The organism is Sphingopyxis panaciterrulae (genome assembly GCF_014199295.1).
Taxonomy (GTDB): Bacteria; Pseudomonadota; Alphaproteobacteria; order Sphingomonadales; family Sphingomonadaceae; genus Sphingopyxis; species Sphingopyxis panaciterrulae.
Genome location: NZ_JACIJH010000011.1, coordinates 67,674 through 91,725 on the forward strand (window position 1 = coordinate 67,674; position 24,052 = coordinate 91,725).

General features: G+C 68.1%; 28 protein-coding genes. 12 read left to right on the forward strand and 16 right to left on the reverse strand.

Features of this window, described 5'->3' with window-relative positions; genetic code table 11:
* Positions 1-34: 34 nt before the first annotated feature.
* The 5 genes from FHR21_RS15215 to phhA all read left to right on the forward strand — a co-directional run bounded on the left by FHR21_RS15215 (position 35) and on the right by phhA (position 3,875).
* Entirely contained in the window at positions 35-685 is a 651-nt protein-coding gene (locus FHR21_RS15215) for a Crp/Fnr family transcriptional regulator (RefSeq protein WP_184099840.1), read from the forward strand.
* A gap of 20 nt (positions 686-705) precedes the next feature.
* Positions 706-1,470 carry a molybdate ABC transporter substrate-binding protein gene (gene modA, locus FHR21_RS15220; RefSeq protein ID WP_184099842.1) on the forward strand — a complete coding sequence of 255 codons (765 nt, stop codon included), beginning with the start codon at positions 706-708 and terminating at the stop codon, positions 1,468-1,470.
* A gap of 190 nt (positions 1,471-1,660) precedes the next feature.
* Positions 1,661-2,356, forward strand: coding sequence for a molybdate ABC transporter permease subunit (gene modB / locus FHR21_RS15225; RefSeq protein ID WP_184099844.1), 696 nt, complete (start codon positions 1,661-1,663; stop codon positions 2,354-2,356).
* Positions 2,346-2,966, forward strand: coding sequence for a molybdenum ABC transporter ATP-binding protein (locus tag FHR21_RS15230; RefSeq protein ID WP_184099847.1), 621 nt, complete (start codon positions 2,346-2,348; stop codon positions 2,964-2,966). The genes modB and FHR21_RS15230 overlap by 11 nt, the downstream gene beginning before the upstream one ends.
* 39 nt (positions 2,967-3,005) lie before the next feature.
* Positions 3,006-3,875, forward strand: coding sequence for a phenylalanine 4-monooxygenase (gene phhA, locus FHR21_RS15235; protein ID WP_184099849.1), 870 nt, complete (start codon positions 3,006-3,008; stop codon positions 3,873-3,875).
* A 117-nt stretch (positions 3,876-3,992) separates the two neighbouring features.
* Here phhA and FHR21_RS15240 read toward each other — a convergent pair whose 3' ends face one another.
* From FHR21_RS15240 to FHR21_RS15250, 3 genes are all read right to left on the reverse strand, one after another.
* Positions 3,993-4,964, reverse strand: a complete 972-nt coding sequence (locus tag FHR21_RS15240; protein ID WP_184099851.1) for a 50S ribosomal protein L11 methyltransferase — start codon at positions 4,962-4,964, stop codon at positions 3,993-3,995.
* A 3-nt stretch (positions 4,965-4,967) separates the two neighbouring features.
* Positions 4,968-5,660, reverse strand: a complete 693-nt coding sequence (locus FHR21_RS15245; RefSeq protein WP_184099854.1) for an SDR family NAD(P)-dependent oxidoreductase — start codon at positions 5,658-5,660, stop codon at positions 4,968-4,970.
* A gap of 161 nt (positions 5,661-5,821) precedes the next feature.
* A complete protein-coding gene (locus tag FHR21_RS15250; RefSeq protein ID WP_184099856.1) occupies positions 5,822-7,171 on the reverse strand; it encodes a methyl-accepting chemotaxis protein in 1,350 nt (449 codons plus the stop codon).
* 200 nt (positions 7,172-7,371) lie between these two features.
* Between FHR21_RS15250 and ald the strand changes: the two genes are divergently transcribed.
* Positions 7,372-8,487: an alanine dehydrogenase gene (gene ald / locus FHR21_RS15255; protein ID WP_184099858.1), complete on the forward strand. Its 1,116-nt coding sequence runs from the start codon at positions 7,372-7,374 to the stop codon at positions 8,485-8,487.
* A 20-nt stretch (positions 8,488-8,507) separates the two neighbouring features.
* On the forward strand, positions 8,508-8,735 hold the full coding sequence (locus FHR21_RS15260; RefSeq protein ID WP_184099860.1) for a hypothetical protein: 228 nt from the start codon (positions 8,508-8,510) through the stop codon (positions 8,733-8,735).
* A 23-nt stretch (positions 8,736-8,758) separates the two neighbouring features.
* Here the strand turns inward: FHR21_RS15260 and FHR21_RS15265 are convergent, their stop codons facing one another.
* The gene (locus FHR21_RS15265) at positions 8,759-9,247 is read right to left on the reverse strand and encodes an Lrp/AsnC family transcriptional regulator (RefSeq protein WP_184099862.1); all 489 of its coding nucleotides are present in this window, start codon (positions 9,245-9,247) and stop codon (positions 8,759-8,761) included.
* A gap of 93 nt (positions 9,248-9,340) precedes the next feature.
* Here FHR21_RS15265 and FHR21_RS15270 point away from each other — a divergent pair, with 93 nt between their 5' ends.
* From FHR21_RS15270 to sdhA, 4 genes are all read left to right on the forward strand, one after another.
* On the forward strand, positions 9,341-10,309 hold the full coding sequence (locus FHR21_RS15270) for a DMT family transporter (RefSeq protein WP_184099864.1): 969 nt from the start codon (positions 9,341-9,343) through the stop codon (positions 10,307-10,309).
* Positions 10,310-10,425: 116 nt separating this feature from the next.
* Positions 10,426-10,869 (forward strand): succinate dehydrogenase, cytochrome b556 subunit, encoded by a 444-nt coding sequence (gene sdhC, locus FHR21_RS15275; protein WP_184099866.1) that lies wholly within the window; start codon positions 10,426-10,428, stop codon positions 10,867-10,869.
* Entirely contained in the window at positions 10,862-11,254 is a 393-nt protein-coding gene (gene sdhD, locus FHR21_RS15280; protein WP_184099868.1) for a succinate dehydrogenase, hydrophobic membrane anchor protein, read from the forward strand. The genes sdhC and sdhD overlap by 8 nt, the downstream gene beginning before the upstream one ends.
* A complete protein-coding gene (gene sdhA / locus FHR21_RS15285; RefSeq protein ID WP_184099870.1) occupies positions 11,251-13,065 on the forward strand; it encodes a succinate dehydrogenase flavoprotein subunit in 1,815 nt (604 codons plus the stop codon). The genes sdhD and sdhA overlap by 4 nt, the downstream gene beginning before the upstream one ends.
* On the opposite strand, the gene FHR21_RS15290 is transcribed toward sdhA, so the two are convergent.
* The 7 genes from FHR21_RS15290 to leuC all read right to left on the reverse strand — a co-directional run bounded on the left by FHR21_RS15290 (position 13,040) and on the right by leuC (position 17,889).
* Entirely contained in the window at positions 13,040-13,327 is a 288-nt protein-coding gene (locus FHR21_RS15290) for a type II toxin-antitoxin system RelE/ParE family toxin (protein ID WP_184099872.1), read from the reverse strand. The two genes, sdhA and FHR21_RS15290, sit on opposite strands and share 26 nt — an antisense overlap.
* 11 nt (positions 13,328-13,338) lie before the next feature.
* The gene (locus FHR21_RS15295) at positions 13,339-13,593 is read right to left on the reverse strand and encodes a type II toxin-antitoxin system ParD family antitoxin (RefSeq protein ID WP_184099874.1); all 255 of its coding nucleotides are present in this window, start codon (positions 13,591-13,593) and stop codon (positions 13,339-13,341) included.
* A 53-nt stretch (positions 13,594-13,646) separates the two neighbouring features.
* Positions 13,647-13,940 (reverse strand): hypothetical protein, encoded by a 294-nt coding sequence (locus FHR21_RS15300; RefSeq protein WP_184099876.1) that lies wholly within the window; start codon positions 13,938-13,940, stop codon positions 13,647-13,649.
* Between the two features lie 425 nt (positions 13,941-14,365).
* The gene (locus FHR21_RS15305; protein WP_184099991.1) at positions 14,366-14,650 is read right to left on the reverse strand and encodes a DUF167 domain-containing protein; all 285 of its coding nucleotides are present in this window, start codon (positions 14,648-14,650) and stop codon (positions 14,366-14,368) included.
* Entirely contained in the window at positions 14,647-15,642 is a 996-nt protein-coding gene (locus FHR21_RS15310; protein WP_184099878.1) for an NADPH:quinone oxidoreductase family protein, read from the reverse strand. The genes FHR21_RS15305 and FHR21_RS15310 overlap by 4 nt, the downstream gene beginning before the upstream one ends.
* A 106-nt stretch (positions 15,643-15,748) precedes the next feature.
* Positions 15,749-16,348 (reverse strand): 3-isopropylmalate dehydratase small subunit, encoded by a 600-nt coding sequence (leuD, locus tag FHR21_RS15315; RefSeq protein ID WP_184099880.1) that lies wholly within the window; start codon positions 16,346-16,348, stop codon positions 15,749-15,751.
* 110 nt (positions 16,349-16,458) lie between these two features.
* Positions 16,459-17,889, reverse strand: a complete 1,431-nt coding sequence (gene leuC / locus FHR21_RS15320) for a 3-isopropylmalate dehydratase large subunit (protein WP_184099882.1) — start codon at positions 17,887-17,889, stop codon at positions 16,459-16,461.
* Between the two features lie 185 nt (positions 17,890-18,074).
* On the opposite strand from leuC, the gene FHR21_RS15325 reads away from it, so the two are divergent.
* Complete coding sequence (locus tag FHR21_RS15325; RefSeq protein ID WP_184099884.1) at positions 18,075-18,593, forward strand: sterol desaturase family protein; 519 nt, start codon at positions 18,075-18,077, stop codon at positions 18,591-18,593.
* Positions 18,594-18,661: 68 nt separating this feature from the next.
* Here FHR21_RS15325 and FHR21_RS15330 read toward each other — a convergent pair whose 3' ends face one another.
* From FHR21_RS15330 to FHR21_RS15350, 5 genes are all read right to left on the reverse strand, one after another.
* A complete protein-coding gene (locus FHR21_RS15330; RefSeq protein WP_184099886.1) occupies positions 18,662-19,963 on the reverse strand; it encodes a serine hydrolase domain-containing protein in 1,302 nt (433 codons plus the stop codon).
* A gap of 83 nt (positions 19,964-20,046) precedes the next feature.
* Complete coding sequence (locus FHR21_RS15335; protein WP_246427263.1) at positions 20,047-21,504, reverse strand: S41 family peptidase; 1,458 nt, start codon at positions 21,502-21,504, stop codon at positions 20,047-20,049.
* A 218-nt stretch (positions 21,505-21,722) separates the two neighbouring features.
* On the reverse strand, positions 21,723-22,388 hold the full coding sequence (locus FHR21_RS15340) for a 3-oxoacid CoA-transferase subunit B (protein WP_184099888.1): 666 nt from the start codon (positions 22,386-22,388) through the stop codon (positions 21,723-21,725).
* The gene (locus tag FHR21_RS15345; protein WP_184099890.1) at positions 22,388-23,293 is read right to left on the reverse strand and encodes an HAD family acid phosphatase; all 906 of its coding nucleotides are present in this window, start codon (positions 23,291-23,293) and stop codon (positions 22,388-22,390) included. Before FHR21_RS15345 ends, FHR21_RS15340 begins: the two co-directional genes overlap by 1 nt.
* The gene (locus FHR21_RS15350; protein WP_184099892.1) at positions 23,290-24,000 is read right to left on the reverse strand and encodes a CoA transferase subunit A; all 711 of its coding nucleotides are present in this window, start codon (positions 23,998-24,000) and stop codon (positions 23,290-23,292) included. The genes FHR21_RS15345 and FHR21_RS15350 overlap by 4 nt, the downstream gene beginning before the upstream one ends.
* Positions 24,001-24,052: the final 52 nt, after the last annotated feature.

Consider the following 24,052-nt stretch of genomic DNA (forward strand, 5'->3'; position numbering starts at 1 on the left):
CTGTCGCTCGCCCTGCCGCAAGAAGCGAGGCGAAATGCAAAGCAGCCATCATTTCGCGCTGGCCAAATGCACGCGGCTGTCGCCCGCCGAGCGGGCGCGGCTCGCGGCGATGGCGCCGGTACGGCGCTTCGCCGACGGCCAGTTCGTCCAGCAGCAGGGCGACCCCGGCACTGCTTTCTGGGCGGTGATCGAGGGACGGGTGACGGTCGGCCGTTACGCCGCCGACGGCGGCTTCACCGTTTTCGGTACCCTTGGCCCCGGCGACATGTTCGGCGAACTCGCCTTCTTCACCGGCGTCCCGCGACAGGCCGACGCGCAGGCGCAGGGCGCCGCGGCGCTGGTCGCGATCGACCGGCCGCTGCTGCGTCGGCTGATGCAGGGCGATGTCGGCTGGGCCGAGCTGCTGCTGCGCAGCCTCGGCCGCCAGCTCGCCGCCGCGCTCGACATCATCGACGCCGAGCGGCGCCTGCCGACCGTCGAGCGGCTCGCGCGCCAGCTCGCGATCCTCGCCGCCGATGCGGACGACGGCGCCAGCGTCCGCGCGACGCAGCAGCAGCTCGCCGACCGCCTCGGCGTGTCGCGGGTCACGCTGGGCGCCGCGCTGCGCGAACTGGTGCGGCACGGGCTGGTCGAAAGCGGCTATGGGCGCATCCGCCTCCTTGCGCCGCTTTCGCCGACGGGCTGACGCGGTTATAGCCGGCCGCGATGACCTGGCTCCGCCGTCTCTTCCTGCTCCTCGCCCTGTCGCTGCTGGCCCCGCTCGCGAGCGCCGTCGAGCGGGGCCCGCTGGTGCTCGCGGCGGCAAGCCTCCAGGAATCGCTGACCGCCGCCGCCGACGCCTGGGCGGCGCAGGGACATGCGCGCCCGGTCCTGTCCTTTGCCGGCTCCTCGGCGCTCGCGCGGCAGATCATGGCGGGGGCGCCCGCCGACCTCTTCCTCTCCGCCGACGAGCCGTGGATGGACGCGGTGGAAAAGGCGGGGCGGGTCCGCAAGGGTACGCGCACGACGCTGCTCGGCAACCGGCTGGTGCTGATCGCCCCGGCGGGAAGCAGGCTGCGGCTGACCCCGGCGCGCGGCTTTCCGCTCGCGCGCGCGCTCGGCGGCGGGCGGCTCGCGGTGGCGGACACCGACGCGGTGCCGGCGGGCAAATATGCGAAGGCGGCGCTGACGTCGCTCGGCGTGTGGCGCGGCGTTTCCGGATATCTCGCCCCGGCCGAGAATGTCCGCGCCGCGATGGCGCTGGTCGAGCGCGGCGCGGCGCCGCTCGGCATCGTCTACGCGACCGACGCGCGCGCCTCGACGCGGGTGCGCGTCGTCGGCACCTTTCCCGCGGCAAGCCATCCACCGATCCGTTACCCGATCGCGGTGCTGAAGGCTTCGCGGCACAAGGATGCCGCGGCCTTCCGCGCCTTCCTGCAGTCGCGGCAGGCGCGCGCGATCTTCGCGCGGCACGGCTTCTCGGCGCCTTGAAGCGCGCGATCTCTCTCCGCCCTCTCCCCTTCAGGGGAGAGGATATGAAGGCTTGGCGCGAAGCGCCTAGCCGAAGTTGGAGAGGGGGATATTGCGCCGCGCGATTTCCCCCTCTCCAAGCTCCGCTAGCTCCTTTCGGAGCAAGCTGCGCTATCCTCTCCCCTGAAGGGGAGAGGGCAGGGATGGGCTGATGCTTTCCCCCCAGGAATGGAGCATCGTCGCGCTGTCGCTCAAGGTCGGCGCCGCCGCGGTGCTCGCGACGCTGCCGCTCGCCTTCGCGCTCGCCTGGGCGCTGGCGCGCTATCGCTTTCCCGGCCGGGTGCTGCTCGACGGACTCGTCCACCTGCCGCTGGTGTTGCCGCCGGTGGTCACCGGCTGGCTGCTGCTGCTCGCCTTCGGGCCGCTTGGACCGATCGGGCGCTGGCTCGAAAGCTGGTTCGGGGTGAGCGTGATGTTCCGCTGGACCGGCGCCGCGCTCGCCGCCGCGATCATGGCGCTGCCGCTGATGGTGCGCGCGATACGGCTGTCGATCGAGGGCATCGACCGGCGGCTGGAGGGTGCCGCGCGCACGCTGGGCGCCGGGCGCTGGCACGCCTTCCGCACCGTCAGCCTGCCGCTCGCGCTGCCCGGCGTGCTCGCTGCGCTCGTCCTCGGCTTCGCGCGCTCGATCGGCGAGTTCGGCGCGACGATCACCTTCGTCTCGAATATCCCTGGCGAGACGCGCACCCTGCCGCTCGCCATCTATTCGGCGTTGCAGGTGCCGGGGGCGGAGGCGATGGCGACGCGGCTCGCCCTGCTGTCGGTCGCGCTGTCGCTCGCGGCGCTGATCCTGTCGGAGGCGCTGGTGCGCCGCACCCATGGCGAACGGGCGCGCCATGGCGATTGAGATCGACGTCGAAAAGCGACGCGGCGACCGCCTTGTCGCCGCGCGCTTCGCGGCCGGCCCCGGCCTCACCGCGCTGTTCGGCCCGTCGGGGGCGGGCAAGACGAGTATCCTGAACATGGTCGCTGGGCTGCTGCGTCCCGACCGCGGCCATATCCGTATCGGCGATCGCACCCTGTTCGGCGAGGGCGTCGACCTGCCGCCCGAGGCGCGGCGCATCGGCTATGTCTTTCAGGATGGGCGGCTGTTCCCGCACCGGCGGGTTCGCGCGAACCTGATCTACGGCCATGCGCTCGCCGACCCCGCCGACCGCTGGATGAGCCTCGACGAGGCGACCGCCTTCCTCGGCATCGGCCCGCTGCTCGACCGCTGGCCGCGCAGCCTGTCGGGCGGCGAGGCGCAGCGGGTCGCGATCGGCCGCGCGCTGCTCGCGGCCCCCGAAATCCTGCTGATGGACGAACCGCTCTCGTCGCTCGACGCGGCGCGGCGCGGCGACATCATGACGGTGATCGAACGCATCCGCGACGAGCTGAAGCTCCCGATCCTCTACGTCAGCCACGACCGCGCCGAGGTCGACCGGCTGGCGACCGCGGTGGTGCCGATCGGCGAATAAGGTTTCACTGGAAACCAGTTCCATGCTAGAAAGCTGCGCATGGAGAGCCAGTTTACCCATGTCCACGAAAGCCCGCCGCCGGGCGCCGCGCCCGACTGGACTTGTCCGCAGGACTGGGACGCCTTCACCGCCGACGAACATGCGATGTGGGACCGGCTCTTCGTGCGCCAGTCGGCGATGCTGCCCGGCCGCGCGTCGGAGGCCTTCCTGCGCGGCATCGACGTGCTGCGGCTCGAAAAGCCGGGCATTCCCGACTATCGCGACCTCAACGCGCGGCTGATGGCGGCGACCGGGTGGCGGGTCGTCGCGGTGCCGGGGCTGGTACCCGACGCCACCTTCTTCGACCATCTCGCCAACCGGCGCTTTCCCGCGGGCAATTTCATCCGCACCCCGCAGCAGCTCGACTATCTGCAGGAACCCGACGTCTTCCACGACGTCTTCGGCCATGTCCCGATGCTCGCCGACCCGGTGTTCGCCGACTATATGCAGGCCTATGGCGAGGGCGGCCTGCGCAGCCTGAAGTTCGACGCGCTGAAACAGCTCGCGCGTCTCTATTGGTATACCGTCGAATTCGGGCTGATCCGCGAAGGCGGGGGCCTGCGCATCTATGGTGCCGGCATCGTTTCCTCCTATGCCGAAAGCGTCTTCGCGCTCGAATCGGACAGCCCGAACCGCATCGGCTTCGATCTCGCCCGCGTGATGCGGACCGACTATCGGATCGACGATTTCCAGCAGAATTATTTCGTCATCGACGGCCTCGACCAGTTACTCGACGTGACCGTGAACACCGATTTCGCGCCGCTCTACGCCGCCAACGCCGCGCTGCCTCCGATCCCGGTCGCCGATATCCTGCCCGGCGACGAGGTGATCACGCGCGGCACGCAGGATTATGCGCTAGGTAAAGTCTAGGCGCTTCCTTCCTTTCCGTTCGTCCTGAGCTTGTCGAAGGACCGTCCTTTTCTTCGACGCCAAAAGAAAGAACAGCCCTTCGACAAGCTCAGGGCGAACGGAGAATAGCTAGGCTGCTCACCAGCTCCCGAACGTCGCGTCCGATGCGCTCGCCCGGTGCAGCGCGCGTTCCCTCCTCCGCCACCCGTGCCGCCGCCGCTTGACCAGCAGCAGGCACGGCCATTCGGCGCTCCCGCCGCGCGCCGCCAGCCGGAATCCCCGCGCGCGATAGGCGGCGAGCACCGGCTCCATCTGGCGCGCGATCAGGCCCGCCAGGATGGCGCGGCCGCCCGGCGCGGTCGCGGCGGCGATGTCGGGCGCGAGGGTGATCAGCGGTCCCGCCAGGATATTGGCGACGACCAGATCATAGGGCGCGCGGCGCCGGATCGCCGGATGATCGGTCCCCGGCGCCACCGCGAGCGCAAGCTGCCCGGCCGCTTGCCCCAGCGCGACGCCGTTGATCGCCGCATTGGTCCGCGTTACCTCGATGCTCGCGGGGTCGATGTCCGACGCGATCGCCCGCGCGCGCGGCCACAATGCCAGCGCCGCGAAGGCGAGCAGCCCGGTGCCGGTGCCGATATCGGCGATGGCGCGCGGACTCGCCCCGCGGGCCGCCAGCCGGTCGAGCATCGCCAGACACCCCGCGGTCGTGTCGTGTCCGCCGGTGCCGAACGCCTGGCCTGCATCGATCAGAAAGGGCGTCGCGCCCGCCGGAACGGCGTCGGCGTGGTAGCTGGTATGGACGAAGAAGCGCCCCGCCCGCACCGGCTCCAGCCCCTGCTGGCTCAGCGTCAGCCAGTCTTTGTCGGGCAATTGCTCGACGCTCGGCTTCACCCCTTTCGCGCTCGGTACCAGCGCCTGCAGCAAGGTTAGCAGGTCCGCGCCCGGCCGCGTCTCGACATAGGCGTCGAGCTGCCATCGCCCCGCCGCCTCGTCGATTTCGCGCGTCACCACGACGGGCGCATCGGCCAGCGCGTCGAGCGCGGGCACTTCGCCCGACAGCGCCTCCGCCTCGTCCCGCGTGCAGGGAAGGGAGATCAGCCAGCTCATCGTTCAGCGCACATAGGACGCGCCATTGGCGTCGAGCACCGCGCCGGTCATCGAGGGCGGCGCGTCGAGCGCGCACCAGCGCGCCATCTCGCCGATCTCCCCGGGGTCGGCGACGCGGCCGAGCGGAATGTCGGCGAGCAACTGCTCGCCGCCGCGGCTCGCCAGATACGCCTCGGCCATGCCGGTCATGGTGAAGCCGGGACAGATGGCGAAGGCGAGGATGCCCTCGCGGCCGCAGCCGCGCGCGATCGTCTTGGTCATCGCGACCATCCCGGCCTTCGACGCTGCATAATGCCAGTGTTCCGGGCTGTCGCCGCGATAGGCGGCGCGGCTCGCGATATTGACGATGCGGCCGCCGCGCCCGCCCTCCCGCCAATGCAGCACCGCGCGCCGGCACAGCAGCGCCGCAGCGGTCAGGTTGATGTCGAGCGTGCGCTCCCAGCCCGAAAGCCAGTCGGCGTCGGCCGTCTCGATCGGGTTTGCCTCGAACACCCCGGCATTGTTGATCAGCACGTCGATGCGCCCATCCAGCCGGTCGAGGCTTTCGGCCCACAGCCGGTCGGGAACCGCGGGGTCGCCAAGATCGCCGTCGGCGCTGGACAGCGCGACGGTGCGGCAGTCGGGTCGGGCGAGGGCATCGGCGATCGCGGCGCCGATGCCGCGGCTCGCGCCGGTGATCAGGATATGCGTGGTCATGCCGCGGCTTTAGCGGCAGCACTGGTCAAGAGCAAAGGCTCGTGAAAACAATCCGTTTGCCCGAGCTTGTCGAAGGGCCGTTCTTTCTGCATCGTGTGAGAAGAAAAGGACGGTGCTTCGACAAGCTCAGCACGAACGGCGTTTGGAGGACGTAAGGCTGGTCAGGCCACCCGCCGGCTGAACTCGCTCGCGGCTTTCTCGAGCGACTGGAGCCGTTCGCCCATCTTGGCGAATTTCTCGCTCAGCACGCTGATCTCGCCCGCGACCATGCCCGAATCGTTGCGGATGCTGGCGATGGTCGACGACATCGAATCGGCGGCGAGCGCGGTTTCGTCGACCGCGGCGGTGATCGAGGTCACCGTCTGCGCCTGCGCGTCCATCGCATCGCGGATGCGCTGCGCCGATTCCTGCACGTCGACGATCGTCGCCTGGATCGACTGGTTGGCGTTCACCGCCCCCCTCGTCGCCTGCTGGATCGCGGTGATCTTGCCCGCGATGTCGTCGGTCGCGCGCGCGGTCTCGTTGGCCAGGCTCTTCACCTCCTGCGCGACGACCGCGAAGCCGCGGCCCGATTCGCCGGCGCGCGCCGCCTCAATGGTGGCGTTGAGCGCGAGCAAATTGGTCTGCCCCGCGATCTCGCGGATCAGGCCCAGGATCGATTCGATCGATTCGGCGTGGCGCGACAGCGCTTCCGACATGGCGACCGCTTCGCCCGCCTGTTCCGACGCGCGGGTCGCGACGCTGGCGGAGGCTTCGACCTCGCTGCGGGCATCCTCGATCGCGCGGATCAGGCCGGCGGCGGTCGAGGCCGCCTCGCGCATCGCCATCGCCGATTGCTCGGATGCCGCGGCGACCTCGCTCGTCTTGGCGATCATGCCCTTGGCGGCGACGTCGGCCGCCTCGGCCTGGCTAGCAAGCTGCTGGCGAACCCCGTCGGTGTCCTGCACCAGCGTCGCGATCGAGCGGTCGAAGTCGCCCGCCAGCGCCTGCCGCTCGCTGGAGATCGCGGCGCGCTCCAGCTTTTCGGCATAGGTCTGCATGATGTCCATCTCAAGCAGCGCGAGGCGGTTGATCGCGCTGGTCAGCCGGACGATCCGCTCGGCGTCGCCGGCACAGGCGCGCACGACATGCTCGATGGTCAGCCGCTGGCTTTCGCCGAGGCACGACAGCACAGAGGCGAGCGGCACGCCGACGCGGAGCGCCATATGCGTGTTCTGGCAGGCGATGGTCGCCGATTCCTGGCCCGCGGGGTCCGAATATTTGACCAGCATGTGCCGGGTGCTGCCGCGGACATAGGCTTCGAGCAGCTCGCCCTCGGCCTTGCGGACATGGGGCAGGGCGTTGAACGCGGTCCAATAGGCGCGCCCGATCGGTTCTTCGTGCCCGGCCGCGAGTTCGGCGATCTCGTGCGCGTCGGCGACCAGCCGGCCATCGAGGTCGTAATAGGGAAAGCGATCGGCCATCAGCACCGGATCGATCTGCTGCTTATGAATGGGATTGTCCTTCACCATGATCCTGTCCCTCGCGGCGCTTGTCCGGAACGCGGCGCGCGCGTCCGGCGAAACGGATGAACGGGATATGCTGCGGAACTGGTAAATTCGTCGTTAACCCGGGTCGGCGGAATTTCGTCGGCGGGGCGGCGATCGACCCTATACTCCGGGGGGCGGTCGCGGCTATCGGTTGCGGGCGAAACGGGTTGGGAGAGCGAAGCATGATCGTCGGCACTCCGAAGGAAATCAAGAATCACGAATATCGCGTCGGCCTGACGCCCGAGAGCGCGCGCGAGCTCGTCGCGCACGGCCACCGCGTGCTGGTCGAGACCGGCGCGGGCGAGGGCATCGGCGCCCACGACCGCTTCTACGAGGAGGCGGGGGCCGAAATCGTCGCGACCGCGACAGAGATTTTCGCGGCCGCCGAAATGATCGTGAAGGTCAAGGAACCGCAGCCCGCCGAACGCGCGATGCTGCGCGAAGGGCAGATCCTCTACACCTATCTCCACCTCGCCCCCGACCCTGAGCAGACCCGCGACCTGATGGCGTCGGGCGCAGTGTGCATCGCCTATGAAACCGTGACCAGCCCGCACGGCGGCCTGCCGCTGCTGAAGCCGATGAGCCAGGTCGCGGGGCGCATGGCGATCCAGGCCGGCGCCACCGCGCTCGAAAAGGCGCATGGCGGCCGCGGCGTGCTGCTGGGCGGCGTCCCCGGCGTCGCGCCCGGCAAGGTGTGCATCATCGGCGGCGGCGTCGTCGGTTTCAACGCGGCGCAGATGGCGACGGGGCTCGGCGCCGATGTCACCATCCTCGACCGCGACCCCGAGGTGCTCGAACGCGTCGGCACCTTCTTCGAATCGCGGGCGAAAACCCGCTTCTCGAACCGCGCCAACCTTGCCGAATGCGTTGCCGAGGCCGATCTGGTCATCGGCGCGGTGCTGATCCCGGGCGCCGAGGCGCCCAAGCTTGTGACCCGCGACATGCTGAAGACGATGCGCCCCGGCGCGGTGCTCGTCGACGTCGCGATCGACCAGGGCGGATGCTTCGAGACGAGCCACGCGACGACGCACGCCGATCCGACCTACATCGTCGAGGGCATCGTTCATTATGCGGTCGCCAACATGCCGGGCGCGGTCGCGCGCACCAGCACCTATGCGCTCAACAACGTCACCCTGCCGCACGCGCTGCGCATTGCCGAACTGGGCTGGAAGGAGGCGCTGCGCCGCGACGTGCATCTTGCGCAGGGTTTGAACGTTTGGAATGGCAAGGTGACGTTCGAGGCGGTAGCCGAAGCGATCGGAACCGACTATGTGCCCGTCGATCAGGCACTAAGTTGAGCAAGAAAGTAGAGAAGACGATGACGGACCAAGGCGAGCCGACTCCTCCCCCGAACGAAGACGAAGAAAATGAGGTGCTGCGCGCCGCGCGCGAGCGGCACGAACAGCAGGAAGCCGTTGAGGCGGCAGAGGCCGAGGCAAAGGGCGGCAAGCGCGGCCGCGGCTGGAAAGCTGCCGCCGGCCTCGGCATCGGATCGGCGGCGGTGATCGCGGCGCTGCTCTATGCGAACCGCGACAAGATCAAGTGATGCGGCGGCGCGGCTGAACCGGGTCAGGCGATCCGTATCTCCGCGCCGGTCTTCACCCGATTGAGCGCGATCAGGCTGCGAAAGCTCGCCACCGCGTCATTGTCGGCGAACAGGCGCCGGCTGATCGCTTCATATTCGATCATGTCCCCGGCCACGATCACCAGCACGAAGCTGATTCCGCCCGTCACATAATAGCATTGCTGCACTTCCGGGGCCGCCAGGAACAGCGCCTTCGCGCCGTCGACGGTGGGCGGGCGTTCGTCGGTCAGATGCACCTCGACGATCGCGGTGATCGTCATGCCCAGGGCTCTCGTATCGACGATCGCGATGTTGCGCTCGATGATCCCCGCTGCCTCCATCGCGGCGATGCGCCGTTGTACCGCGGCCGCCGACAGGTTCACCGCTCCGGCGATTTCGCGCTGCGGCGTCTTGTTGTCGCGCTGGAGGATGCGCAGGATCGCGCGATCGAAGCTGTCGAGCCTGCGCTCGCCGGATGCTCTGGGTCGGCTCATAAGCGAGTATTTGTTGCATTTTGGGCCCGAAGCAAGCGTCCTTTGCTCGCTTTCCCGGTGCTATTCCCCGCCCATCGAAAGCGAGGATGAACCATGAGCATCGCCGTCGCCGGCCCGGCCGGCCCATATCGAATCACAGCCGGCCTTGCTTGCGGCATGGGGGCGGGCGCCTTGTGGGGACTGGTTTTCCTCGCCCCCGAACTGGTGCGCGGCTTCACTCCGCTTCAGCTCGCGATCGGGCGCTATCTTGCCTTCGGCGCCATCGCGGCGATGCTGATCGCCCCGCGCTGGCGCGGGCTCGTCCGCAAGCTCGCCGCGCGCGACTGGGTGGCGCTGGGCTGGCTCGCGCTCGCCGGCAACACGTTTTATTACGTCCTGCTCTCGGCCGCGGTGCAGACGGGCGGGATCGCGATGACCTCGCTCGTCATCGGCTTCCTGCCCGTCGCCGTCACCCTGATCGGAAGCCGCGACCGCGGCGCCGTCCCGCTGGCGCGGCTCGTGCCGTCGCTGCTCTTCTGCGCGGCGGGGGCGGTCTGCATCGGTTGGCAGGCCATCGGCGCGCCGGCATCGGGCGACGGCAGCGCGGGGATGATCGGTCTGCTGTGCGCGGTGGGGGCGCTCTTGTCGTGGACCGGCTTTGCGGTTGGCAACAGCCGGTGTCTCGCTCGCCTCGATCATATTTCCGCGCACGACTGGAACCTGCTGATCGGCGTCGTGACCGGGGCGCAGGCGCTGGCGCTGATCCCGGTCAGCCTGCTCACCGAACCGATCCACCACGATGCCGATGCCTGGCTCCGGTTTGCGGGCGTATCGCTTGGGGTGGCGGTTCTGGTGTCGATCGCCGGCAATGCGCTGTGGAACCGGATGAGCCGCCTGCTTCCCCTGACGATGGTCGGACAGATGATCCTGTTCGAAACGCTCTTCGCGCTGCTCTATGGCTTCCTTTGGGAGCGGCGTTTCCCGGCGCCGCTCGAGCTGGCGGCCTTCGCGCTGGTCGCCGCCGGCGTCCTGTCCTGCATCGCCGCGCACTGTCGGCACCCGTCCGCCGCGCTCGCGACCTGAGCGACGGCTCCGCGGGCAAATTCTTTCCCATTCGCTCCCTAAGCAATTGCATATCGCGGCAGGAAGGCTTAACCGGCCCGCATCGACCGGATAGAGTCAGAAGATACGGGGCTGATATGGCTGGCAAGCAACCGGGCGGGCGACCGCTCTCGCCGCACCTCGGGGTGTATAAGTGGGCGCCGTCGATGGCGGTCTCCATCTTCCATCGGATCACCGGAGACGGGCTGGCGATCGTCGGCGCGCTGATGTTCCTCTGGTGGCTCGGCGCGCTCGCGGCCGGTCCCGACGCCTATGCCGCCTTCCTTGCCTGTGTCTGGCACGATCCTGATGCCGGCTCCGTTCATCAGGTCACCAACATCCTCGGCAAGGTCGTGCTGGTCGGCCTGACCTGGGCCTTCTTCCAACATCTCTTCTCGGGCCTGCGCCACCTCGTGCTCGACACCGGCGCGGGGTATGAACTCAGGATCAACCGGCTCTGGTCGATCCTCGTCTTCGTCGGCGCGATCCTCGCGACCGCCGCGGTCTGGCTCTATATCGCGCAGGAGGCGCTCCATGGGTAACGGAACCTCCCTCGGCCGCGTGCGCGGGCTCGGCGCGTCGCATCACGGCACTGGCCACTGGCTCCAGCAGCGCCTGACCGCGCTCGGCAACCTGCTGCTCGTCGGCTGGTTCGTCGTCTCGCTCCTCCGCCTGCCGCTCGGCGACCATGGCGCGGTATTGCGCTGGGCGTCGAACCCGATGGTCGCGCTCGGCCTGATCCTGATGGTCGTCAGCGTCTTCTGGCACCTGCGCCTCGGGCTTCAGGTGATGATCGAGGATTATGTGCATGGAGAGGCGGCGCGACTGCTCGCGATCGTCCTTCTCAACTTCTACGCGATCGGCGGCGCCGCCTACGGCATCTTCGCCATCGCCCGTATCGCCTTTTCCGGGGGTGCCGCGGCATGACCGACGCCTACAAGATCATCGACCACACATATGATACCGTCGTCGTCGGCGCCGGCGGCTCGGGCCTGCGCGCCACCATGGGCAGCGCCGAGGCCGGCCTCAGGACCGCCTGCATCACCAAGGTGTTCCCGACCCGCAGCCACACCGTTGCGGCGCAGGGCGGCATCGCCGCCAGCCTGTGCAACAATACGCCCGACCATTGGCAATGGCATATGTACGACACCGTCAAGGGGTCGGACTGGCTCGGTGACCAGGACGCGATCGAATATATGGTGCGCGAAGCGCCGCAGGCGGTCTATGAGCTCGAACATGCCGGCGTGCCGTTCAGCCGCAATGCCGACGGCACCATCTACCAGCGTCCGTTCGGCGGCCATATGCAGAATATGGGCGAAGGCCCGCCGGTGCAGCGCACCTGCGCCGCGGCCGACCGCACCGGCCACGCGATGCTCCACGCGCTCTATCAGCAGTCGCTGAAATATGACGCGGACTTCTTCATCGAATATTTCGCGCTCGACCTGATCATGGAGGACGGCGCCAATGGCCCCGAATGCCGGGGCGTCGTCGCGCTGTGCCTCGAGGATGGCAGTATCCACCGCTTCCGTTCGCAGGCCGTGGTGCTGGCGACCGGCGGCTACGGCCGCACCTATTTCACCGCCACCTCGGCGCACACCTGCACCGGCGACGGCGGCGGCATGGCGCTGCGCGCCGGCATCGCGCTCCAGGACATGGAATTCGTGCAGTTCCACCCGACCGGCATCTACGGCGCTGGCGTGCTCATTACAGAGGGCGCGCGGGGCGAGGGCGGCTATCTGACCAACAGCGAGGGCGAGCGCTTCATGGAACGCTATGCCCCGTCGGCCAAGGATCTCGCGTCGCGCGATGTCGTGTCGCGTTCGATGGCGCTCGAAATCCGCGAAGGCCGCGGCGTCGGCCCGCACAAGGACCATATCTGGCTGCACCTCGATCATATCGACCCGAAGGTGCTGCACGAACGCCTGCCCGGCATCACCGAAAGCGGCAAGATCTTCGCCGGCGTCGACCTAACCCGCGGCCCGCTGCCGGTCGTGCCGACGGTCCACTATAATATGGGCGGCATCCCGACCAACTATCATGGCGAGGTGGTGACGCTGAAGGACGGCGATCCCGAACATGTCGTGCCCGGCCTGTTCGCGGTGGGCGAGGCGGCGTGCGTGTCGGTCCACGGCGCGAACCGCCTCGGCTCGAACAGCCTGATCGACCTCGTCGTCTTCGGCCGCGCGACCGGCCATCGGCTGAAGGAACTGGTCAAGCCCGGCGCGGCGCAGGCCCCACTGCCGAAGGACGGCGCCGACCTCGCGCTCGGCCGCCTCGACCATTTCCGCAATGCCAACGGCGGCTCGCCGACCGCGGAGATCCGCACCGAGATGCAGCGCACCATGTCGCAGCACGCGGCGGTCTTCCGCACCGACGAACTGATGGCGGAGGGCAAGGAAAAGCTCACCAAGACCTATGCGCGGATGCAGGACGTCCACGTTACCGACCGCAGCCTGATCTGGAACACCGACCTCGTCGAGACGCTCGAGCTCGACAATCTGATCGCGCAGGCGACGGTGACGATGCACTCGGCCTTCAACCGCAAGGAAAGCCGCGGCGCCCACGCGCACGAGGATTTCCCGAACCGCGACGACGCGAACTGGATGAAGCACACGGTGAGCTGGTTCGACGGCTGGGGCGGCAAGGGCGGCGCGGTCCGCCTCGACTACCGCCCGGTCCACGAATATACGCTGTCGGACGACGTGGAATATATCAAGCCGAAGGCGCGGGTTTATTGATCTGGGTCTTCACATCCATCCGCTCATGCAGGATTCGGATGACCCAGATCACATCGTCGGCTTCCTTGGCAAACAGGCACAGATGATGGCCCGAACGGATTTTCCATAATTCGTCGATCGGCTGAGCGATGCGCAGCCCCGCCGCCGCTTTGCGAAGATTGTCTTCGATCTGTCCGACATAATCATCGGCTTGGTCGACGCCCCAGCGATCGGCTGTGTAGAGCCAGATGTCGGTGATGTCGCGACGCGCGGCCGGCGACAAGGCGTAACGCGTCACGCGGCGCCCTTGTAATTCGCGCGCATCTCCTCGCGGAACTCGTCGAAATCGAAGGGTTCGGGCGGGCCGCTCTCCAAGCCTTCGCGAATGGCGTCGCGCAGAGCCTGAAGCTGGATATCCTCAGCGACGTAGCGCCGCATCGCTTCACGCACGACTTCGCTCGTCGTCGCGAACTCGCCCGATTCGACCTTGCGGCGGGCAAATTCGATGAAGGGTTCGCCCAGCGCGACCGAGGTGTTCTTCGCTGCCATGAGCCGTATGTTACCAAATTTTGGTAACGGCGTCCACGCCGCACTATCCGCCGCTATTCCCCGAACAGGCTCCGCATCGGGTCGAGGTCGGAAAAGGGCTTGTCGACGAGCTGGCCCATCAGCCACAGCTTGTAGCAGGCGATGGTGAAGAACATGATCGCGATCGTCCAGACGATGATCGTCTTGATGATCACCCAGCGTCTTTCCTCATAGGCGCGACGGGCGCGTTCCTTGTGGTCGATGCCCAGCTCGCCCTCGAACTCGGCGACGAGCTGCGCGCGGCGGGTACGCGAAATATTCGCGAGGCTCGCGGCTTGTCCTTCACTGGTCGGGCGGCGAGTCGCCATCGCGTGCGGTCCCTATAATCCGGCCTTGCACCATAGGGCGCGTGCCCTGATAAAGGGTTAACCGGGGGGGAAGCGGGTTTGATTTTCACCTGTACAGGGTTGGCGCACCTCTCTGTTCGCGTCACCCTGAACTTGTTTGGCAATTATACCCTTGGCATCCGTAAGCCTCCTTACTTCGTCATTGCGAGCGGAGCGAAGCAATCCAGAGCGGTTTGCGCGCACTCTGGATTGCTTCGCTCCGCTCGCAATGACGGGATGACGGATGCGAAAGCGATAAGCGCCAACTTGTTTCAGCATCATGGCCCGCGCTTTCGACGAATGCCGCGCCGGACGAGAGAGCAGGCCATGGATGCCGAAACAAGTTCGGCATGATGAAGGAAGAACGAGATCGGCTCTTTATCCGGGCGGAAATTCAAACCGACCCGCTACTGACCGGGCGCGACCGCGACCAGCTTGATGCGCGCGGTGCCGCCGCGCAGCAGGCTCAGGTCGCGGCGCGGGCGGCCTAGCGCGGCGGCGAGGAGCCGCAGCACCGCCTCGTTCGCGGCGCCGTCGGCCGGCGGGGCGGTGACGCGGACCTGCACCACCTCATCCGCGATCGCCACCGCATCGCGGCTCGCGCCCGGCGTGACGCGCAGTTCGAGTCGTCCCGTCGGCGCCGCGAGCGCGCGCAGCGCTTCGGTCAGCGCCGGGTCGGGCCGGTATTTCAGAGCGTGACGACCAGCTTGCCGACCGCGCTGCGGTCGCCCAGCTTGGCGATCGCCTTGCCGCCGTCCGCGAGCGCGAAGGTTTCGGTGACCCGCGGCTTGATCTTGCCCTGCTCCCAAAGCTGGAACAGCCGCGCGATATTGGCGCGGTTGCGGTCCGGTTCGCGCGCGACGAACGCGCCCCAGAAGACGCCCGCCACGTCGCAGCTCTTGAGCAGGGTCAGGTTGAGCGGCAGGCGCGGGATACCCGCGGGGAAGCCGACGACGAGGTAGCGGCCCTCCCACGCGATCGAGCGCAGTGCCGGCTCGGCATAATCGCCGCCGACCGCGTCATAGATGACGTTGGCGCCGTCCGGCCCCACCGCATCCTTGAACCTGTTGGCAAGCGCCTTCGACGCATCCTTGTCGAACGGCTGATAGCCATAGACGACGACCTCGTCGGCCCCCGCCGCGCGCGCGATCTCCGCCTTGGCCTCGCTCGACACGCCCGCGACGACGCGCGCGCCGAACGCCTTGCCCAGCTCGACCGCGGCGATTCCGACGCCGCCCGACGCGCCGAGGACCAGCAGGGTGTCGCCCTCCGCGATATGCCCCCGGTCGACGAGCGCGTGGATGCTGGTGCCATAGGTCATCAGCAGCGACGCGCCCGCTGCGAAATCATGCCCCTCGGGCAGGTGATAGACATTGTGGACGCCGACCGTGACCGCTTCGGACATGCCGCCGTTGCCGCAGCCCGCGATCACGCGGTCGCCGACCTTGAACCCGGTCACCCCCTCGCCGATCTCGGCGACCAGCCCGGCGACCTCGCCGCCCGGCGCGAAGGGGCGTTCGGGGCGGAACTGATATTTATCCTCGATGATCAGCACGTCGGGAAAATTGACCGCGCACGCCTTCACGTCGATCACGATCTGCCCCTTGCCCGCGGTGGGGCGCGGCAGCTCGCCGAGCGTCAGCGTTTCGGGGCCGCCGGTTGCGGTCGACAAGAGAGCCTTCATCATCTTCTCCTTTTACGTTGTGGCGGCACCGGCCCACTCCCCCACCCGGCCTCCCATAGGCTACTATCGTCGGGGAGGCCGCGTGGGGGAGCGGGCCGGTGCCGCCTTATAAGCCTGCCGCGGCCGGGCGCATCCACGGCCGCTCGGCATCGAGCTTTTGCTCATAGGCACCAATCGCCGCGTCGCTCTTCTCGGTCAGCGAAATCTCGTCGAGCCCTTCGAGCAGGCACATCTTGCGAAACGGGTCGATCTCGAAGGCGAAGCGATCCTGGAACGGCGTCGTCACCGTCTGCGTGTCGAGGTCGACATGCACCGGATCGGTTTCGGCAACCTCCATCAGCCGGTCGATCGCCGCCTGCGGCAGCACCACGGGCAATATGCCGTTCTTGACCGCATTGCCCGAGAAAATGTCCGAATAGCTGGGCGCGATGACGACCCGGATGCCAAGGTCGCCGAGCGCCCAGGCGGCATGCTCGCGGCTCGACCCGCAGCCGAAATTGTCGCCCGCGATCAGGATCGGCGCGTCCTTATACTGGGGGCGGTCGAACAGATTGTCCGGGTCGGCGCGCAGGCTTTCGAACGCCCCGCGTCCCATGCCTTCGCGCGTCGTGGTCTTCAGCCAGTGCGCGGGAATGATGACGTCGGTATCGACATTCTTCAGCCCCAGCGGAATCGCGCGGCCCTCGACTTTTTCCAGCGGGGTCATGCATGGCCTCCAATAATGGCGTCCTTTTGGTTCACGCGGAGACGCGGGGGCGACGATCGACACTCTCCGCGCCTCCGCGTCTCCGCGTGAATCCTCCAAAGGCCGCCCTCTCATCCCATCAGCTCCCGCACGTCGGTCAGGTGGCCGGTTACCGCCGCCGCCGCCGCCATCGCGGGGCTGACGAGGTGGGTGCGCGCGCCCGGCCCCTGGCGGCCGACGAAGTTGCGGTTGCTGGTCGATGCGCAGCGTTCGCCCGCGGGCACCTTGTCGGGGTTCATCGCGAGACACGCCGAACAGCCCGGCTCGCGCCACTCGAGTCCCGCGTCGATGAAGATGCGGTCGAGTCCCTCGGCCTCGGCCTGGCGCTTGACCAGCCCCGATCCGGGGACGACGATGGCCCATTTGACGCCCGGCGCCTTTTTGCGGCCCTTGATGACCGCGGCTGCGGCGCGCATGTCCTCGATGCGGCTGTTGGTGCAACTGCCGATGAAGATATTCTCGATCGGCACATCCTGCATCCGCGTGCCGGGTTCGAGCCCCATATAGGCGAGGCTCTTGGCCGCGGCCGCCTGCTTCGACGGGTCGGCGAAGCTGGCGGGGTCGGGGACGCTGCCGGTGATCGGCACGACATCCTCGGGGCTGGTGCCCCAGGTCACGCTCGGCGCGATGTCGGCGGCGTCGATGACCACGACCTTGTCGTAAGTCGCGCCCGGATCGGTCGCCAAGCTCTTCCAATATTCGACCGCGGCGTCCCAATCGGCGCCCTTCGGCGCATAGGGACGGCCCTTCAGATATTCGAACGTCACCTCGTCGGGCGCAATCAGCCCGGCGCGTGCGCCGCCCTCGATCGCCATGTTGCTGACGGTCAGCCGGCCCTCGATCGACAGCGCGCGGATCGCGCTGCCCGTATATTCGATGACATGGCCGGTGCCGCCCGCGGCGCCGATGGTGCCGGTGATGTGGAGGATGATATCCTTCGCGCTGACGCCGGGGCCGACCTCGCCCTCGACGCGCACTTCCATGGTCTTCGCGGGTTGGAGCAGCAGCGTCTGTGTCGCCAGCACATGCTCGACCTCGCTGGTGCCGATCCCGAAGGCCAGCGCGCCGATACCGCCGTGGCAGGCGGTGTGGCTGTCGCCGCAGACGATCGTCGTGCCGGGCAGCGAAAAGCCCTGCTCGGGCCCGACGACATGGACGATGCCCTGCTCGGGCGCGACCGCGTCGATATAGCGGATACCGAAATCGGGCGCGTTCTTCTCGAGCGCCGCGAGCTGCGCCGCGCTTTCAGGGTCGGCGATCGGCAATTTATTCCCTGCCGCGTCGAGCCGCGCCGTCGTCGGCACATTATGGTCGGGCACCGCGAGCGTCAGGTCGGGACGCCGCACCGTGCGGCCGCTCGCGCGAAGCCCGGCGAACGCCTGCGGGCTGGTGACTTCATGGACGAGGTGGCGGTCGATGAAGATCAGGCAGGTTCCGTCGGGGCGCCGTTCGACGACGTGCGCGTCCCAGATTTTCTCATAGAGGGTGCGGGGCCGAGTCATGCGGTCCACTTAAGCCGCCTGCATAACAATGCAAGCGAGTGGCGATCAAAAACGCAATTTTCGGTCGCGATACACCGTCGCCCCCGCGAGGGCGGGGGCCGCCGTCGGCCTTGGCCGGCATGTCGGCGTAAAACGATAGCGGCCCCCGCCTTCGCGGGGGCGACGAGTTGGTCTATAACGGCATCATGTCCACCTTCGCCATCCTCGCCCTCGTCCTCGCCACGGTGGCGGCGATGGAGGGCGTCGCCTGGGCAAGCCACAAATATATCATGCACGGCTTCGGCTGGGCGTGGCACCGCGACCATCACGAACCGCACGGGCATCGGCTGGAAAAGAACGACCGCTTCGCGCTGGTCGGCGCGGCGATGAGCACCTCGATGTTCGCGTTCGGCAGCCCGATGATCCTGGGCGCGAAGGCATGGGAGCCCGGAACGTGGATCGGGCTCGGCATCCTCTTCTACGGCATCCTCTACACGCTGGCGCACGACGGCCTCGTCCACCAGCGCTGGTTCCGCTGGGTGCCGCGGCGCGGCTATGCCAGGCGGCTGGTGCAGGCGCATCGGCTCCACCACGCGACGACCGGCAAGAAGGGTGGGGTCAGCTTCGGCTTCCTGCTCGCCCGCGACCCGGCGAAGCTGAAGGCCGAACTCAAGGCGCAGCGCGAGGCGGGGATCGCGGTGGTCAGAGAGGCGCTGGCCGACTGACCCGCTCAGGCCGTCCGGTAATCCGCCGTCACCACCCCCGCCGCCGCCAGTTCGCCCTCGCCTTGCCTTTAGCCGACGTGAGAGGTGTCCGCCGATTTTCCGGCGATTTCGCCTTTGACCGGGGGCAGCGTGCGAAGGTCGAGCCAGCGCGCGTCTTCGCGCTTGTGATAGCTGTCGAACACGGCGAACGGGATGCGATAGGGCCATCCCCAATCGCTGTTCCACAGCGCGACGATGCCGGTCCGCGTCGCCGGTTCGAACATCAGCGTGGAACGATAGCCCGAAACCGCGCCCGAATGGCCTTCGAGCCTGAGGCCGTCATAGGTAAAGCTCCGCCAGCCGAGGCCATAGCCCGCATCGCTGGTGGCCTGACGCAGGGCGCCGCCATAGGGACGCGCCGTGCTCACGCGGGAATGGTGGGCGATCTGCAAGACCGCCTTCGGCAGCACCTCCGGGCGCTCTCCCATCATGGCCTGCATCCATCGCGCGAAATCGACGACATCGCTTTCGACGCCCGCGGCCGCGGGAATGCGCCAATAGGATTCGACGAGCGGAAGGAGCGCGCGACCCCGGTACGGCCTGGCCCAATCCCTTGCACCCGTCAGCCGGTCCATCCCATAGCCCGCGCTGACCATGCCGAGCGGAAGGAAAAGGCGATCGCGCACCGCATCGGCAAAGGATTTGCGTGCGGCCTGTCCCAAGATCTCGCTCGCGGCATCGAAGGCGATATTCTGATAGGTGTGGCAGGTGCCGGGTTCGCATTGCAGGGGCGCGTCGGCAAGGCTCGCGCGCAACAGCGCCGGGCTCTGTCCGGCCTCCAGCCGGTCGTCATAGGCGTTTTTGGTCAGGCCCGTGCGCTGGGACAGCAGATCACCGAGCGTGACGCGCGCCTCGGCGCCGCCGGGCAGATGCAGCGACGTTCGCCAGGCGGCGACCGGGCGATCGAGGTCGATCGTGCCGTCCTTCGCCATCGCGGCGGCCAGGACACCCGTTGCGGTCTTGGACACCGAGGCCCAGCGGAACAGGGTGTGCGGCGTGACCGGCGCCCCGGTCGAGCGGTCGGCGACGCCATAGGCGCGGACGAAGCGCAATTCGCCGTCCTCCACCACCGCGACCGCCAGCCCCGCCATTTCGGGACGCCGCGACAGGTCGGACAATTGCCGGTCGAGCGCGCGATAGTCGATCCGGCCGCGCCATTCGGCGGGCGTGTCGGGCAGGTTTTCGGGCGCGTTGATCGGGATCGGAACGCTTGCGAGGGGTTCGCCGCCGCCGGAGGCGTGAAGGCCGAACCAGCCCAGCCCCAGCGCGGCAACCGCGAAGAGCGCGAGAAGAGACCGCAGCGCGGACTTGTTGGGGGATGGCGACCTCATATTATGCCGCCCTCTTAGCCGCGACTTTCCCGGTCGTCACCCCCAACGAGCCGGTAGGAAGCATGGACGGGGCGAGCGGGCGGTCAGCGGTTTTCGGGCAGCGTCGCGATCCATTCGGCGAGCGCGCCGGTGTCGCGCAGATCGCCCGGATAGGGATGCACGGGGTGCAGCGGCTCGTTCGATCCGCGCTCCCGGCCGCGATAGACCTTCATCGGCACCGCGATGCGGGCAAGGCCGCTCGGCAGTTTGTCCTGCCGCACATCCATGTAAAGGGTGTCGGCACTGGTTTCCTGCCCGACCTGGATCGCGCCGAGCCCCTTCCACAGATCGGCGGCGTCGAGGCAGGCCGAGGCGCAGCCGCTGTCGGTGATGAAATAGACCGGGCCGGCGGGCGGCGCGGGCGGTTTGCCGGGCGTCTTCGCTGGCTCCGGGTCGGTGAAGCGCCACAGCGGTTCGCCACGATCATGGGCCGCCGTGACGCCGTTCACCGTGGCGTCGATCCAGCGCTTCATCGCGTCCGACGTGCCCGGCGCATCGCGGACATGGTCGCGAAAATCGCTGAGCGTCTTCACATTGCCCGCCGACGCGCGCCAGTCGACGCCGGTCGCACCCGGCAGCGCCTCGATGCGCTGTTGTCCCCACAGGATGGCGGCGATCTGCGCCGACCAGTCGGACGATCCGCCATTGTTGCCGCGCAGGTCGAGGACGATGCGCGGCGCGGCGGCGAGCGCGGCGCGGTCGGCGCGCATCGCGTCGATCAGCGGGCCGAGCGCCTTGGCGTCGGCCGAATCGGGGTCGCCATCGAACCCCGACAGCGTGAACCAGCGCGTCCCGTCGGCCAGCGTCCGCGCTCCGATCGGCTCGCGCGCCATCTGGTCGGTGTCGTGCAGCCGCGCGGCCAGCGCCTCGGGCGCGATCGGGCGCCAGGCCAGCGCGACCTCGCGCGGCGTTCCGTTCACCAGAAAGCGGCAGCGCGCGGGCCGCGCGACGAAGGGATTGCCCCTGTCGACGAACAATTGCCCGCCGAGCCGGAAGCGGCGCGAGGCGAGGAACCAGCGCCCCTCGAACGCCCCGACATTTTCCGCCGCAAGCCGGTCGGCGGGCTTGCCGTCGCAGCCTTCGAGCACCGCGCCCATCGGCACCGGCGCGTCGTCGGCGCGCGTCTTCACCACCTGTTTCTCGCCGTCGAAGCCGGTCAGGAAGCCGGGCCAGCGCGCCTGCAGCGCCGGGGCATCGTCGCCGGCGCGAATGTTCAGATGCCCGTCATCGAACGCGGCGGCATAGGCCTTGAGCGCGTAATAATAGCCGGCGAAACCCTTCACCTTGTCCGCGCGCGTCAGGGCCAGTGCCAGCCCCGCGTCGTTGCGCTTCGAAAAATCGGGATCGAGCGCGTTGACCGGGCCCGGGTGATTTGCCGCGATATCGTCGTGCATCGCCTGCGCGTCGGTCCGCAGCGCCGCGGCCCAGTCGCGGGGCGGGGCGGGATCGACGGGCACGGCGTCTGGCGCCAGGACGAGCAGCGGCAGCAGGAGAAGCGACATGCGTCTCTTCTATCGATGCTGTATTATATTTGCAATACAGCCGGGTCTGATCGCCACCCTGAACTTGTTTGCTTTGCCATATTCTGACTGGGAAGTGCGTGATCCCCGGCGAAAGCCGGAGTCCAGATGGCGCACGCCTGCATCGCATGGACCCCGGCTTTCGCCGGGGGTCACGCACCTGACGAGCCGGTATGGCGGTCGATCCGGACCGAGCCTGCTCAGTCCGCCTTCAGCGCCACCTCATATTTCGCCGTCGTCTTCGCCGCAACCTCGTCCGCCGTCACGCCCGGCGCCAGCTCGATCAGCCTGAACGGGCTCGCATGGTCCTCGCGCTTGAACACCGCGAGGTCGGTGACGATCATGTCGACGACATTCTTGCCGGTCAGCGGCAGCGTGCAGGCGGGGATGAACTTCGGCGATCCGTCCTTCGCCACATGCTCCATCACGACGATGATCTTCTTGACCCCGGCGACCAGGTCCATCGCGCCGCCCATGCCCTTGATCATCTTGCCGGGCACCATCCAGTTGGCGAGATCGCCGGTCTCGGCGACCTCCATGCCGCCCAGCACGGCGAGGTCGATATGGCCGCCGCGGATCATCGCGAAGCTCTGCTCCGACCCGAAATAGGCGGTCTGCGGCAGCTCGCTGATCGTTTGCTTGCCGGCGTTGATCAGGTCGGGGTCCTCGTCGCCCTCAAGGGGGAAGGGGCCGATGCCCAGCATGCCGTTCTCGCTCTGCAGCGTCACCGTCATGCCTGCGGGCACATGGTTGGCGACCAAAGTCGGGATACCGATGCCCAGGTTGACATAATAGCCGTCCTCCAGCTCGCTCGCGGCGCGCGCCGCCATGTCGTCGCGGGTCCAGCCCTTTGTTTCGTCGGCCATTATTTCGGCTCCCATTGAATGTCGGAGGGGAAGATGTCGGCAAAGCCGCCGCGGATCGACGGGCCATAGACGGGGTTGGAGAGCAGGAACCAGCCGTGCCCCCACAGCGCCGCGATCGGTCCGCCGGTCGCCAGCGCCTTGCGGTCCGCGACCGACAGCTCGCGCGCGTTGAACGCCTGCGCGAAATCGCCGAGCTGGTCGCCGCCCATCGCGATCACGCACCAGCGCGCGGCGATCCGCGCGCGGCGGCCGTCCTTGCTCGCGCCGTCGGGCGCGTCGCCCATCAGGAACAAGGTCTCGCCATGCCTGAACTCGCCGAGTCCCGCGGCGCGCAGCGTGTCCTCGGTGCCCTTGGCATTGGCGGCGGTGCGGTTGGTGTTGACGATGACCGTCACCCCCGCGGCGCGCATCGCGGCGATCGCATCGACGACGCCGGGCATCGCGACCGCCTGACCCGCGCCGGTCTTTTCCCACCGGTCCCAGACGGCGGGGTCGAAATCCATGTGCCGCTCGGCCATATAGCGCATCGCGCCGAGGTTCCAGATCAGCGTTTCGTCGGCGTCGAACACCGCCGCGAGCGGCTTGTCGCCGCAATCGTCGAAGCGCGGCGCGGCGGGCGTCGATCCCTCGGCGAGCACGACCTGCTTGTGCGGCGCGGCCGAGATGGCGACGGCGCGCACATAGGATGCGAGCGCGCGATAGGCCTGCGCCGATGCGACCGCGCCTTCGGCCGATCCGTACAGCCATTGCTGGCCGGTGGGCGGCGAGGCCGGGGTCGGCTTTTCCCCCACCTGCGAGGCGAGGACGTCGGCGCTCAGCGGCTCCTGCGCCGTTTTGGGCGCGGTCTGCGTCGCGGCGCAGCCGGCGAGCAGCAGGCCGGCCGACAGGGTGAGCGCGCGCCTCACGCAGCTTCCCGCGGGCGTACCGTCCGGAACTCGATTTTCTTGTCATAGGGCGCGCCGAGGACGAGGCGCTTCACATAGATGCCCGGCAGGTGGATGCCATCGGGGTCGAGGCTGCCGACGGGCACGATCTCCTCGACCTCGGCGACGCAGATCTTCGCGGCGGTCGCCATCGGCTGGTTGAAATTGCGTGCGGTCTTGCGGAAAATCAAATTACCGCTCTCGTCGGCCTTCCATCCCTTGATGATCGCCAGGTCGGCAAAGATGCCGCGCTCCAGGATATAATCCTGTCCATCGAAATTCTTGACTTCCTTGCCTTCGGCGATCGCGGTGCCGACCCCGGTCTTGGTATAGAATCCGGGAATGCCCGCGCCCCCTGCGCGGCAGCGCTCGGCGAGCGTGCCCTGCGGACAGAATTCGACCTCCAGTTCGCCGGCCAGATATTGCCGCTCGAACTCCTTGTTCTCGCCGACATAGGAGGAGATCATCTTCCCGATCTGCCGGGTGCGGAGCAGCTTGCCCAGCCCCTCGCCGTCGATGCCGGCGTTGTTGCTCGCGATGGTGAGGTTTTTGACCCCCGAATCGCGGATCGCGTCGATCAGCCGCTCGGGAATGCCGCACAGGCCGAAACCGCCCGCGCAGATCTGCATCCCGTCGAAGAGGAGGCCGTCGAGGGCTGCGGCTGCGTCGGGGTATCGCTTGTTCGCCATGAATCGGCCTCCTGCTGCTGGCGGCGCGACATTGGCGCATCCGACATATCAA